This is a genomic window from Pseudomonas sp. DNDY-54 (assembly GCF_019880365.1).
In the GTDB taxonomy this organism is placed as follows: Bacteria; Pseudomonadota; Gammaproteobacteria; order Pseudomonadales; family Pseudomonadaceae; genus Stutzerimonas; species Stutzerimonas stutzeri_P.
In genome coordinates, this window is record NZ_CP082271.1 from 994,952 (window position 1) to 1,008,205 (window position 13,254).

At 60.0% G+C, this 13,254-nt stretch carries 8 protein-coding genes; 6 read left to right on the plus strand and 2 right to left on the minus strand.

Going from position 1 to position 13,254, the window contains the following annotated elements; all coding sequences use genetic code 11:
- Positions 1-40: 40 nt before the first annotated feature.
- Entirely contained in the window at positions 41-1,003 is a 963-nt protein-coding gene (locus K4O48_RS04730) for a 2-hydroxyacid dehydrogenase (RefSeq protein ID WP_222910922.1), read from the minus strand.
- Positions 1,004-1,062: 59 nt separating this feature from the next.
- On the opposite strand from K4O48_RS04730, the gene K4O48_RS04735 reads away from it, so the two are divergent.
- A complete protein-coding gene (locus K4O48_RS04735; protein WP_222910923.1) occupies positions 1,063-1,692 on the plus strand; it encodes a LysE family translocator in 630 nt (209 codons plus the stop codon).
- 152 nt (positions 1,693-1,844) lie between these two features.
- On the plus strand, positions 1,845-3,527 hold the full coding sequence (locus K4O48_RS04740) for a fatty acid--CoA ligase (RefSeq protein ID WP_222910924.1): 1,683 nt from the start codon (positions 1,845-1,847) through the stop codon (positions 3,525-3,527).
- A 25-nt stretch (positions 3,528-3,552) separates the two neighbouring features.
- On the opposite strand, the gene K4O48_RS04745 is transcribed toward K4O48_RS04740, so the two are convergent.
- Complete coding sequence (locus tag K4O48_RS04745) at positions 3,553-5,649, minus strand: ATP-binding protein (RefSeq protein ID WP_260523697.1); 2,097 nt, start codon at positions 5,647-5,649, stop codon at positions 3,553-3,555.
- Positions 5,650-5,733: 84 nt separating this feature from the next.
- On the opposite strand from K4O48_RS04745, the gene K4O48_RS04750 reads away from it, so the two are divergent.
- From K4O48_RS04750 to K4O48_RS04765, 4 genes are all read left to right on the plus strand, one after another.
- Complete coding sequence (locus K4O48_RS04750; protein WP_409518919.1) at positions 5,734-6,357, plus strand: MBL fold metallo-hydrolase; 624 nt, start codon at positions 5,734-5,736, stop codon at positions 6,355-6,357.
- Between the two features lie 125 nt (positions 6,358-6,482).
- On the plus strand, positions 6,483-7,139 hold the full coding sequence (locus K4O48_RS04755) for an OmpA family protein (RefSeq protein ID WP_222910926.1): 657 nt from the start codon (positions 6,483-6,485) through the stop codon (positions 7,137-7,139).
- A 153-nt stretch (positions 7,140-7,292) separates the two neighbouring features.
- Positions 7,293-11,003 (plus strand): CHASE domain-containing protein, encoded by a 3,711-nt coding sequence (locus tag K4O48_RS04760; RefSeq protein WP_222910927.1) that lies wholly within the window; start codon positions 7,293-7,295, stop codon positions 11,001-11,003.
- Positions 11,004-11,096: 93 nt separating this feature from the next.
- Positions 11,097-13,238: a putative bifunctional diguanylate cyclase/phosphodiesterase gene (locus K4O48_RS04765; RefSeq protein WP_222910928.1), complete on the plus strand. Its 2,142-nt coding sequence runs from the start codon at positions 11,097-11,099 to the stop codon at positions 13,236-13,238.
- Positions 13,239-13,254: the final 16 nt, after the last annotated feature.

The window sequence follows — 13,254 nt, forward strand, 5'->3', positions numbered from 1 at the left end:
AGCCAAAAGCTGGCGAGCTTAGCAGCCTCACCGCAGAGCGTCAGCCAACCGTCCGCTTCGGCGCGCCATTGAAAAACGCTTCGGCATTCTCACACAGCTGGCCGACGATCCGCTGACGCGCTTCGCGGCTGCCCCAGGCGCTATGCGGTGTCACGATCAGACGGGGCACGTCCGCGGCGAGCAGAGGATTGTCATTGCTCGGCGGCTCGCTGGTGAGCACGTCGGTGGCGGCGCCACCCAGGTGTCCGCTACGCAGCGTGTCGGCTAGCGCCTGCTCATCGATAAGACCGCCGCGCGCGGTGTTGATGACGAAGGCGGATGGTTTCATCATTTTCAGTTCCCGAGCGCCGATCAGGTTGCGCGTCTGCTCCGTAAGCGGGCAGTGCAACGTCAGTGCATCGACCTGCGGCAACAGGGCGTCAAGCTCCAGTCGGTCTTCGCGCGGAGGGCGCCCGGGCAGGTTGCCAGTGACCACACGCATGCCTAACGCCTCGGCCAGTTTCGCCACGGCGCTGCCCAGTTCCCCATGGCCGAGCACGCCTAGCGTTTTGCCAGCCAGCTCGACGATGGGGAAGTCCAGCAGACAGAATTGGCCACTCTCCTGCCAGCGGCCCCGAGCGACGGCGCCCTGGTAATCGGGTAGCCGCGTGGCCAGTGCGAGCAGTAGCATCACGGTGTGCTGGGCCACGGTGGCAGTGCCGTAGGCCTGGCAGTTGCAGACGGTGATACCGCGCTGTTGGGCGGCCTTGAGGTCGATATTGTTGACGCCCGTCGCGGCGACCAGGATCAGTTTGAGATCCGGGCACGCGGCGAATTCGGTATCGCCCAACGCGATCTTGTTCACGATCGCGACGTCTGCGTCTTTCAACCGGTCGATGATTTGCGTTTCGCTGGTCTGCTCATGGCAGGTCAGCTCCGAGAAAGCTGACCGCAGTGGAGACAGGTCTAGGTCGCCCTGGTCAAGCGGCGATATATCAAGGAATACGGCGCGGCGATTGCTCATGGACTTTACTCATATGAATCGGCGGGCGCTGACCCGCCCCGGAAATACGGAGTTGCTTGATGTACTGGACGGAGTTTCTGACCGTGGCGCTGGTGCATTTGCTTGCCGTCGCCAGCCCCGGGCCCGACTTTGCGGTGGTCGTACGGGAAAGTGTGATTCGCGGCCAGCGCAGCGGAAGCTGGACGGCCATTGGTGTAGGCAGCGGCATCCTGCTGCACGTGGGGTATTCGCTGCTCGGAATCGGCCTGATCGTCTCGCAGTCGATCGTGCTGTTCAACCTCTTCAAGTGGCTGGCAGCCGGTTATCTGTTCTATCTCGGGTTCCAGGCGCTACGTGCCAAGCCGGACGCGGTCGGAGAGCTTGCTCCTTCAACGTCGGGCGAAGCTCTTGCGCCGCGCCGTGCCTTTACGGTGGGTTTCGTCACCAATGGGCTGAATCCGAAAGCGACCTTGTTCTTTCTTTCGTTATTCACCGTTGTTATCGACCCCCATACCCCACTCGCGGTTCAGGCAGGCTATGGGGTATATCTGGCATTTGCGACCGGGCTCTGGTTCTGTCTGGTTGCCTGGCTGTTCAGCCGGGAACGCGTACGGGCCGGTTTCAGCCGCATGGGCCATTGGTTCGACCGGGTCACGGGCGCAGTACTCATTGGCCTCGGTCTTCGATTGGCGGCAAGCGAGATCGCCTGATGGTGTCGCACGCTGCGATGCGCGATGCCGCCCCGGCGTGTTGAATCGCTGATGCCGGTAGTCCTTGGCGAAGGTGGCATGGTTCGGCCCGTCTTGCGCGACCGGCAACAGCGCCTAGTGTGCATCTCATAACATCAATAACAGGAAGCCCTATGTTGCAGACACGAGTGATCAAGCCCGCAGCGAATGCCTACCAGTATCCGCTGCTGATAAAGAGCCTGTTGCTGTCGGGGCGGCGCTATGAGCGCACCCGCGAGATCGTCTACCGCGATCAGTTGCGTTTCGACTATCGGACGCTAAGCGAGCGTATCGCACGGCTCGCCAACGTATTAACCAAAGCGGGCGTGAAGGCGGGCGACACCGTGGCGGTCATGGACTGGGACAGCCATCGATACCTTGAATGCATGTTTGCGATTCCGATGATTGGAGCGGTGGTGCATACCATCAACGTACGGCTCTCGCCCGATCAGATTCTTTACACCATGAACCACGCCGAGGACCGTTTTGTGCTCGTCAACAGCGAGTTCGTGCCGCTCTATCAGGCGATTGCCGGGCAGCTCACGACTGTAGACAAGACCCTGCTGATCACCGATGCCGAGGAAAAGGACAGCGATCTGCCCAACTGCGTCGGCGAATACGAGAGCCTGCTTGCGGCTGCCGATCCGCGCTATGACTTCCCTGATTTCGATGAAAATTCGGTGGCGACGACGTTCTACACCACGGGGACTACCGGCGATCCCAAAGGCGTTTATTTCACCCATCGCCAGCTGGTTCTGCACACGCTTGCCGGTGCCGTCACGGTTGGATGTCGGGAAAATCCCCAGTTGATGGCGGCTGGGGATGTCTACATGCCGATCACGCCGATGTTTCATGTGCATGCGTGGGGCCTGCCGTATGTGGCGACGATGCTGGGCCTCAAACAGGTGTATCCAGGACGCTACGACCCTGAATTGCTTATCGAGCTGTGGCGCCGGGAAAAGGTAACGTTTTCTCACTGCGTGCCAACCATCGTGCAGATGCTGCTCAAAGCCAAGGCGGCGCAGGGCACCGATTTCACGGGCTGGAAGATCACCATTGGTGGCAGTGCGCTGACCCGCGGTCTGTACGAATCGGCCCGAGCCTGCGGCATGCAGCTGGTGGCGGCCTATGGTATGTCGGAAACCTGTCCGCTTATTTCCGGCGCGCATATTAATGAGGAGCTGCGTGCGGCGAGCGACGATGTGCAGGTCGACTATCGGCTCAAGGCCGGCATCCCAGTGGTATTGGTCGATGCTGCGATTCAGGCGCCGGATGGAAGTTTCTTACCGGAAGACGGCACGTCCCAAGGCGAACTGGTGCTGCGGGCGCCATGGCTGACGCAGGGTTACGCGGGCAATCCGGAAAAGAGCGAAGAGCTATGGGCTGGCGGCTGGCTGCATACCGGCGACGTCGCCACCATCGACGAGATGGGCAATATCGACATCCGTGACCGCATCAAGGATGTCATCAAGACAGGCGGCGAGTGGGTTTCTTCTCTGGCACTGGAGGGCTTGATCAGTCGCCATGAGGCGGTGCGTGACGTCGCGGTCGTTGGCGTGCCGGATGACCGATGGGGTGAACGGCCATTTGCCCTGGTGGTGCTCGGTGAGGGCAAGCAGCTCGATGCGAGCGCCCTGCAGCGCTTTCTTGAACCCGCGGTGGAACAAGGGCAAATCAATAAATGGGCGATCCCTCAGCAGATTGCCGTCGTCGCTGACATTCCCAAAACCAGCGTCGGCAAGCTGGACAAGAAGCGTATCCGGGTCGATATCGCGCGTTGGGTGGCGGAGGGCAACAGCGCAATTTCCTCAGTCTGATGCGCACCACGATGGCCTGGGCGCATCAACACGCCTGAGGTTCCGCTTCCTGGCCCGGCTCCAGCATCGTGCGGACCTTTTCCTCAAGGTCCGTGATGGTGAACGGTTTGGTCAGCACTTCATAGTCGTACCGGGCGGTGCTGCGCTGCAGCACCGAGCCCTCAGCGTATCCGGTGATGAATAGCACCTGCAGCGCGGCTCTTTTTGCCCGGGCGGCATCGGCGAGCTGCCGCCCATTCATGCCGCCTGGCAAACCGATATCCGAAATCAACAGGTCCAGATGCGCATCGCTTTCCAAGATTCGCAGAGCGCTGGGGCCCTCTGCGGCTTCGAGCGTATGGAGCCCCATCTCTTGCAGGACTTCCGTTACCAGCGCCCGCACGTTGGGTTCATCGTCCACGACCAGTACGGTCCGACCTTCAACCGAGGCGGGCGTTAGGTGGGTTTTGGCGGGCGCATGCGAGCTGGCAGACTGGCCATGGAAGCGGGGCAGGTAAATCCAGGCGCTGGTCCCTTCACCCACTGTGCTCTCGATTCGCACGCCGCCACCCGATTGTTTGGCGAAACCGTAGACCATGGACAAGCCAAGCCCCGTCCCTTCGCCCAGCGGCTTGGTGGTAAAGAACGGATCGAAGACGTAGCCGAGCTTTTCTGGCGGGATGCCGACGCCCGTATCCTGTACGCCCAGTGCGACGTACTCGCCGGGCTGCAATCCCAGCTCCTGGCCAAGGGACTCGTCCAGCCGCAGATTTTCGCTGACCAGTGTCAGCTTGCCGCCATCCGGCATGGCATCACGCGCATTGATGGTCAGGTTCAGCAGCGCATTCTCAAGCTGGTTGGTGTCGCAAAGCGTAAGCCATAGATCGCTGGACAGCTGCGTTGAATAACTCACCATTGGGCCAATGGTGCGCTGCAGAAGCTCCATCATGCCTTCGATCAGCGCATTCAATTCCGTGGGGCTCGGGTCGAGTGTCTGCCGCCTCGAAAACGCCAGCAGGCGATGGGTCAGCGCGGTCGCCCGAGTGGCAGATGTCAGCGCGCTGCGGATGTAGCGTTGCAGGTCCTCGCTTCGACCTTGTTGCAGACGCAGCGAAAGCAATTCCAACGAGCCGATCACGCCCGCCAGAAGATTGTTGAAATCATGCGCAAGGCCTCCGGTCAGCTGCCCGACCGCTTCCATCTTCTGCGACTGACGTAGTGCTGCCTCAGTCTTCGCGCGTGCGGCAACCTCGGCATTGACGCGCTGTTCCAGTGTCTCGTTGAGGCGATACAACGCGCGTTCGGTGCGCTTGTGTTGGGTGATATCCAGGCAGGCGCCGACCATATAGGACGGACGGCCGTGGGCGTCGGTAAAGGTCTGGCCCTTTTCGAAGATCCAGCGCTCAGTGCCGCCCGGCAGGGTGACCCGAAATTGCATCTCGAAGTCGTCACCATAGCGTGCGCACCGCCCGCATTGCTGTGCGATGGCTTCCCTGTCCTCCGAATGAATCCGGCCGAGAAAATCGTCGAGCCAGCCTGTCGTCAGACCCTCCAAGCCGAACAGGCGCTGCATGGGAAGATCCATGTCCAGGCGGTTATTGCGCAGGTCCCAGTAGAAGGTGCCGGTGCCGGAGGCCAGTAGGGCCGCGTTTAATCGCTCATCACTCTCACGTAGGCGCAGCGCGGCGGATTCCTGTTCGAGCAGGCTTTCCGTGACGTCTTCGGCCTGGTGAATGATGTAGGTGACCTGTCCCGCTTCATCCAGTACCGGCACATTGACCACGTCCCAGTAGCGATTCTCAAACGTGGCGTTTTTTTCTTCGGATGGGCGACGCAGGGGGTAGCCGACTGTCTTCATCGCATGAGGGCGGCCGGTGTTTGCGACTTCGGTCAGTGAGGCACGCAGCAACTTAACGCCCGGCACGCTGGCTCCTGAGGCGTCGCTGCCACTAAAAACCTCGAACAGCGGGTGGCCAATCACGTCTTCACGCTGCGTCATAGTCACCCGCAAGCGCTCCTCGCTGGCCGCCACCATGGTGTAGGCGGCATCATTAGCGACGACTAGAAAGTTTCCAGGCAAGGCATTAAAGATGCGTTGCAGATCCGCTATGTCGATGACTTGTCTCTCCAGCTGGAAGCGCACGCCTCGCGTGCCCTATGGGTTATTAGTAGTGGCTGGCTTGTAAAAATTCGTTTTTGAGGACCGAAGTTGAACTCAGGCTACTCGATGATCAGTGAAACCTTTCCGGTCGGCCCGCTCCAGTGCAACTGCACGATCGTTGGCGATCCGGTGACGCGCAAGGCAATCATGGTGGACCCGGGCGGTGATCCTGATGTAATTCTCGCGCGGATCGATGCGCTGGGATTGAGCGTCATCAGCATCATTCACACCCATGCGCACCTCGATCATTTCTTGGCGTCGGGCCAGATTAAGGAACGGACCGGTGCCACCCTGCATCTCCACAAAGAAGACCAATTTCTGTGGGACAGTCTGGAACAGCAATGCCGTCTTTTCGGCGTGCCCTACATGCCTGTGCCCGCCCCGGATTACTGGTTGGCCGACGATGAAGCGCTGGCTTGCGGCTGTGGCGTCGCGCTGCATACACCCGGGCATACGCCGGGCTCTATGAGCTTCTGGTTTGCCGATGCGAAGTTGCTGATCGCCGGAGACACGCTGTTTCGCCGAGGCATTGGCCGTACAGACCTATGGGGTGGCGATTATGCCACTCTCGAGCGATCGATCAGGCAGCGACTGTATTGTCTCGACGAGGATGCGACTGTGATCACAGGGCATGGCCCGCAAACCCGGTTGGGCGACGAAATACGAGAGAACCCTTTTGTTCGTGGCTGAGCCGCTCGGGTTTCGTCGGCAGGTTCCGGTTCGGCACCAAGTGCAGTGTTAACCTAGCGGCGCATTTCAACCTGCGAACGGACCGCCTACCTGCAGACAGGCGTCCGGACACTAAGGAAGTAACGATGAAAAAGCTCACTAACCTGACCGCACTTGCCGCCACAGCCGCTTTGTTAGCCGCCTGTACCACTAATCCGTATACCGGCGAGCGTGAAGCCGGCAAAGCAGGCATCTATGGTGGTATCGGTGCGGTCAGCGGCGCGGTGATTGGCGCTGCGACCTCCAGCAAAAAGGACCGTGCCAAAGGCGCGCTCATCGGAGCAAGCGTCGGCGGGGCGGCTGGCGGCGGCTATGGATACTACGTCGACACGCAGGAAGCCAAGCTGCGCCAGACGCTGCAAGGAACCGGTGTTCAGGTGCAGCGCGACGGCGACAACCTGACGCTGATCATGCCGGGCAACATCACCTTTCCAAGCAACTCGGCCGACATCTCCAGCAGCTTCTATCCGACCTTGAATTCTCTGGTTAAGGTGTTCAAGGAATTCAATAAAAACGGTATCGATATCGTTGGACATACCGACAGTACCGGTTCGCAGCAACTCAATCAGGACCTCTCCAACCGCCGTGCGCGCAGTGTTGCCGCGTATCTCGAAGGGAACGGTGTGCCTGCCTCGCGCATATCGTCGTACGGAGCCGGTTCAAGCCAGCCGATCGCCAGTAATGACAACGCGTCTGGCCGCGCCCAGAACCGCCGCGTAGAAATCAATCTGCGTCCGCTTTAAGCCAGTCGGGCAGGGCGAGGCCGCAATGGACTCGCCTTCGCCATTTTAGTGGCGTCATATTTACCTCTGCTGATTCTTCCCATTGAACCTCTCGGCAATCCATGACTCTGAAGCTGGTGACAGCGAGCCATGTAGTGGCACTGAGGAGGTCGAATGGATGATCGTTCCGCTCTCCATTCTCGTAAGCCTTGGCTGCCATTGGTCGTGACGTTGGCCTTGATGGCTGGGCTCGGAGGATGGGTCGTCTGGCAGTGGCAAGTTCAGGAAAGCCAGGTCCGTGCCGAGCAGGCGCAACGGTTCAATCTGGCGGTAAATGACGTCGAAAATACGCTTCGTGAGCGCATGCGCGCGTACGAGATGGTCATGCGTGGCTTGGCCGGGCTTTTTGTCGGAAGCGATTCGGTCAGTCTCGACGACTGGAATCGGGCCTCGGATCAGCTGCAGCTTCAGGATTTCTACCCGGGCATTCAGGCAATCGCTCTTGCGCGCTATGTGCGCGCGGAAAATCTGGAGACCGCGCTCAATCAGATCAGGGCCAACGGGCGCAGCGATTTTCGTATGTACCCGGCCGGGGAACGCGACGAGTACTTGATCACTGACTATATCCACCCGCTCGATTGGCGAAACCGCAGAGTGCTCGGCTTTGACATGCTAAGCGAGGAGGCGCGGAAGGAAGCGATTATGGCCGCGCGTAACATCGGCACGCCGATGCTGACGGGGCCTCTTCGGTTGAAGCAGGAAACTGAACAGAACGCGCAGGTTGGAATCCTGCTTTACCTTCCTCTGTATCGCACCGGTGCGCCGATCACAACGCTTGAAGAGCGCCAGAACGCGTTTGCCGGCACCCTGCACGGGGCGTTCCGGCTCACGGACCTGATGGAAGGCGTGCTGGGCTCGCGTAGCAAACTGTTTCAGCTTCAGTTGTTCGACGCAACGGCACCCAACGAGCCATTGTTGGTAGGGCGTGCGCCAGTGAGCAGCGACGCCAGCTTTCATCGCACCCGCAACATCTACATGTACGGCCGTAGCTGGCAGCTGGAAGTCGCCAGTACGCCCGAGTACGAGGCTATCCTGAACAGGGTGGGGCGCGTCTTCAATCTGGCTGCAGCATTGACCGCAGCGGTGTTGTTTTCACTGCTGATTGGCGGGTATTTATTTCTGCGCGAACGCACCTTGCGCAACAGTCAGGCACTTGGCGCAAAACTCCAGGAGCGCGAAGCGCGGTTCCGCCAGTTGATCGAGCAGCTACCCGTAGCGACGTTGCTGTGCAACGACCAGGGCCGCATCGAGTTGGCAAACCAAAGCGCCGCTGCACTGTTGGGTAACAGCGCGGACCTGCTCGCGGGCGAGCGCTTGAGCCGTTACGTTCCGGGTGTGCTTGATGTGCCTTCGGGTGGGCATCGGCTGGAGGCCAGTCAGGAGGAAAACCAAGCGTTACGGGAGGATGGGACGCCGATACCGGTGTCGCTGAGCCTTACCAGCTTCAGGCGCGACGACGGTGTTTTCCACCTGCTCAACCTCGTCGACCTGCAACAGCGTAAACGTGACGAAGAACGCTTTCGTAACGTAGTGGAAGCCTCTCCGAACGCGTTCCTTTTATTCGATCATGATGGTCGGATCGTCATGGTCAACCGGCAGACCGAGCTGCTGTTTGGCTACAGCCGGCAGGATTTGTTAGGGCAGCCCATCGAGCTGCTGATCCCTGAGTCGATGCGCAAGATCTACAACGAGGTGCGCTACCGTTTCACCCAAGAGCCCGAATCGCGGCGCCTGGGCGAGAACCGCGAATTGTTTGGTCGGCACCGCGACGGTCACCTGTTACCAGTGGAAGTCGGGCTGTCGCCGTTGCGCAGCGGTGACGAGCAACTCATCCAGGCAGTCGTGACGGATATCGGCCACCGCAAGGCCGCAGAGCGGCGCCTGCGAGATCAGGCGAACGAGCTGATGATCGCCAATCGATACAAATCCGAATTCCTGGCGAACATGTCCCATGAGTTGCGCACGCCTCTAAATAGCATTCTGATCCTGAGCGATCAGCTCAGGCAGAACGGGGCGAGCAACCTGACCGACAAGCAGGTTCGGCATGCCGATATCATCCATCGTGCCGGGCATGACCTGCTTCAATTGATCAATGACGTGCTCGATCTGGCCAAAATCGAGGCCGGCCACATGCAAATCCAGCCGGAGCCGATCGAACTGGCGGGCCTGCTGGCCGAGGTTGTGATGGCGCTGGAGCCAATGGCGGACCAGAACGGACTGTCGCTCGCGTCGCAAATCGACCCGGACGTGCCTGAATCGATCATCAGCGACCGTGCCCGCTTGCAGCAGATCCTGCGCAATCTCGTCACCAACGCACTGAAATTTACCGAGCAGGGGTCGGTCGACATCCATGTCTCGTGCAAGCCGGCCGAGCAAGCTGGCGATGATGACATGCTGCGGATCTGCGTGACCGACACGGGTATCGGCATCGCGGAGGACCAGCACGAACGGATCTTTCAGGCCTTCCAGCAGATCGACGGCTCAATCAGCCGGCAATACGGCGGCACCGGGCTGGGGCTCGCCATTGCGCGGCAGTTGGCTGAAGTGCTTGGTGGAGGGATCAACCTGCGAAGTGCGCCGGGTCAGGGCTCCAGTTTCACCGTTGAAATACCGTTAAAGATGGCGACGACTACCGAGGTCCGGACGCTGAGACCGTCGCAACGCAGGGGGGAGGGCGGCGGTTTGTTGATCGTCGAGGACGATGCGGATTTCGCGTCGGTGGTGGCTGAAGTCGGGCAGTCCCATGGCTTTCCTAGCGTTGTTTGCGGTACCGGGCAGGAGGGGTTGGAGGCGCTCGAGCGTGATCGTTTCGCAGCGGTGATCCTCGACATCCTGCTGCCTGATATCAGCGGCTGGCAGGTCCATCGGATGCTGCGCGCCGATTCCAGGCACCGCGACACGCCGGTGTACATTATTTCCTGCGTGCCTCAGCCCCAGGGCTGGGCGGACGATAACTCACGCTACCTGCTCAAGCCGGTGGCGCAGTCCGAGTTGGAGCGGCTGTTCGTTGACCTGGCTCGCCAGGAAGGCAGCTCGACGCGATTGCTGTTGGTCGAGACCGATTCGGAGCGGCGTCGGCAGCTGCGTGAGCATTTCGAGCGTCTGGGGTATCGCGTCACCGAGTGCCAGCGTAGCGAGGATGCCCGGTTGGCCTACGCGGAGCATGCCTTCACGGTTCTGGTCATCGACTTCGATCTGCCCGGTGAAAATGGATTGGATCTGCTAGAGGCGCTCGACCGCCTGCGCTCGGTGAAAAATGTAAGGGTCATACTGAACAGCCGTGAGCCGCTCTCCGAAAAGAATCTGCAGCGGCTTCGACGGTATTCGTCAGTTGCGTTGTCAAAAACAGAAGGAATGGAGCATATGGAAGATGCATTGAAGCCCCCTGCAGTAGAGTCTGCAGCGCTGGGTATAGACGAAATGGAACACCCTTTGCTGGGGCAGCGGGTGCTGCTGGTTGATCACGATGTGCGGACTATCTATGCCATCAGCGCCATGCTCGACGAACAAGGGCTTCAGGTGGTCCCGGCAACGACCGGTACGGAAGCGCTGGAACGCTTCGATGAGGATGCGTTCGATCTTGCGCTGGTCGACATGTCGCTGCCGAACAATGACGGCCCCGCCCTGATCCGCCAGCTCCGAAACGACTATGGTTGTCAGGTGCCGATCGTGGCATTGGCGGCAAATACCGACCCGGTCGATCGCCATGCAAGTATTGCTGCCGGCGCTGATGATTTTCTGCTCAAACCGGTCGAGAGCGCTAAGCTGGTCGAATTGCTGCGACGCTGCCTGGGGCGTGCTGATGGTCCTCACGAGAGTCCATAAGGAGAAGTATGTGACGCACCGTTCATACCGGACTGGCGTTCGTGTCGACGCCGTCGAAGTCGGAATCTGCCGTGCGGGCAGGGGAGTCGGGTAATGGCGTGGGCACAGGCCAAATCACAACCGCGCACCCGCACACTGCTGGTCGTAGATGATCGTGAAGCGAATCTCGTTGCGATGGAAGCCCTGCTGGGTGATGGCGACTGGCAGGTGCATACGGTCAATTCAGGAGAAGCTGCGCTACAGGCGTTGTTGGATCTGGACGTAGAGCTGGTGCTGTTGGATGTGCAGATGCCAGGTATGGATGGCTTCGAAGTGGCGCGCCTGATGCGTGGCAATCCACACACCCGCTATACCCCGATCATTTTCGTCTCGGCTATTGCGCATACGCGTGAGTCCGTGTTGCGGGGCTACGCGACGGGTGCGGTTGATTTCATCCTCAAACCCTTCGATCCCCAGGTGCTCAAGCACAAGATCAATACCTTGCTCAGTCATGAGCACAACCGGCGCGATCTGCAGCTCCTGACGCAGCAACTCGATAGCGCTCGGGCGTTCAATGCGTCGGTATTGAACAACGCTGCCGAGGGCATTCTGGTGGTGGGCGAGGATGGCTACATCAGTTTTGCCAATCCGGCTATCGCCCACATGCTGCACACCCATGTCGATGCGCTGCAAGGCACAGCGCTGGTAGATCACCTCGCTTCGCCACAAATGCCTGACGCCTGGCGCGACACCGATTTCTACAAGCAATGGCGTAGCGGCAATACCTACCGTTTACACGAAGCGCAGCTGTACACGGCCGATGGCGGAGTGCTTCCGGTCGCGTTGTCATCATCGCCACTGCCGAGGCAGCAGCGGTCGATGGTCGTGATCGCGCTGGATATGTCGGTGGTGCGCAACCTGCACGTTCAGCTGGAAACCCAGGCGGTTACGGATTCGCTCACGGGATTGCTGAATCGACGAGGTTTTCATCAGGCCTTGGATTCCGCACTGGCGCGGGTCGATCGGAACGGTAAGCGCATGGCCGTTCTCTACATCGATCTGGATGGCTTCAAGCGGATCAACGATTCGCTGGGGCACGACGCCGGTGACGAAATTCTCTGCCGCGTGGCGCGGGTGCTCGAGGCCTGCATGCGGCCGTACGACATCATCGCGCGGATGGGCGGAGACGAGTTCACTGCGCTGCTCGATTCCCTCGATCACCCGGAAGATGCCGCCAAGGTGGCGGAGAAGCTCATCGAGCTCATATCCGTTCGGCATACGATCGAAGGCACTGATGTGACCCTTGGCGCCAGTATCGGCATCGCGCATTTTCCGGATTGCGGGCAGAGCGTCGAGGAGCTGCTGCGCTCGGCGGATATGGCCATGTACGAAGCCAAGCGGAATGGGCGCCAGCAGTACCGCTTTTTCTCCAACGAAATGAACGGGCGCGCCCACGCACGCCTGATGATGGAAGAAAACCTTCGCAGCACCATTGAGCGCAATGGTTTTGCTCTGGCCTATCAGCCGCAGGTGGTGCTTGAAACCGGTGAGTTGCGTGGATTCGAAGCGTTGCTGCGTTGGGATTACGCCGGCCGGGGCGAGGTCGAACCTAACGTGTTCATCCCTTTGCTGGAAGAAACCCGCCTGATCGATCGCGTGGGCGAATGGGCGTTGCGTGAAGGACTGGCGCAGTGTCGTGACTGGCGCGAGCGCTTTGGCAATCAGCTGGTGCTGAGTTTCAACGTCAGCCCGGTGCAGTTCAATCGGGCCGGTCTGGTAGAAGAATTAAGGCAGCTCCTCGATGAATTCCAGCTCGATCCGCGACAGCTCGAGCTGGAAGTCACCGAAGGGGCCTTGATGCAGGATCTCGAACAGAGCTGCGACAAGCTTAGGCAATTGCGAGAACTGGGCGTGAGGGTGGCGGTGGACGACTTCGGGACTGGCTATTCTTCGCTCGCCTACCTGCGTCATTTCGATCTGGATACATTGAAAATAGATCGGCTGTTCATCGCCAACATGCTCGATTCGCCGCGTGATGCCGCTGTGGTGAGCACCATCATCGACCTGGGCCGAAACCTTGGGCTCGAAGTCATCGCCGAAGGCGTGGAGACGCTGGCCCAGCGCGATTGGCTGATCGCCCATGATTGCCAGATCATGCAGGGCTTTTTGGTAGCACCGGGATTGGCCGTCGAAGATGCCTTGGCCTTTCCACGGAAAGTCGACTGGATGCAGCTCGATCACCAGACGGCCGGATGACACCGGCCGTCTTCGC

What these genes read in the sequence shown, in the direction of transcription:
- K4O48_RS04735 (WP_222910923.1), top strand. Translation starts at nt 1,063, where the DNA reads ATGTACTGGACGGAGTTTCTGACCGTGGCGCTGGTGCATTTGCTTGCC.
- K4O48_RS04750 (WP_409518919.1), top strand. Translation starts at nt 5,734, where the DNA reads ATGATCAGTGAAACCTTTCCGGTCGGCCCGCTCCAGTGCAACTGCACG.
- K4O48_RS04765 (WP_222910928.1), top strand. Translation starts at nt 11,097, where the DNA reads ATGGCGTGGGCACAGGCCAAATCACAACCGCGCACCCGCACACTGCTG.
- K4O48_RS04730 (WP_222910922.1), bottom strand. Translation starts at nt 1,003, where the DNA reads ATGAGCAATCGCCGCGCCGTATTCCTTGATATATCGCCGCTTGACCAG.
- K4O48_RS04760 (WP_222910927.1), top strand. Translation starts at nt 7,293, where the DNA reads ATGGATGATCGTTCCGCTCTCCATTCTCGTAAGCCTTGGCTGCCATTG.
- K4O48_RS04755 (WP_222910926.1), top strand. Translation starts at nt 6,483, where the DNA reads ATGAAAAAGCTCACTAACCTGACCGCACTTGCCGCCACAGCCGCTTTG.
- K4O48_RS04740 (WP_222910924.1), top strand. Translation starts at nt 1,845, where the DNA reads ATGTTGCAGACACGAGTGATCAAGCCCGCAGCGAATGCCTACCAGTAT.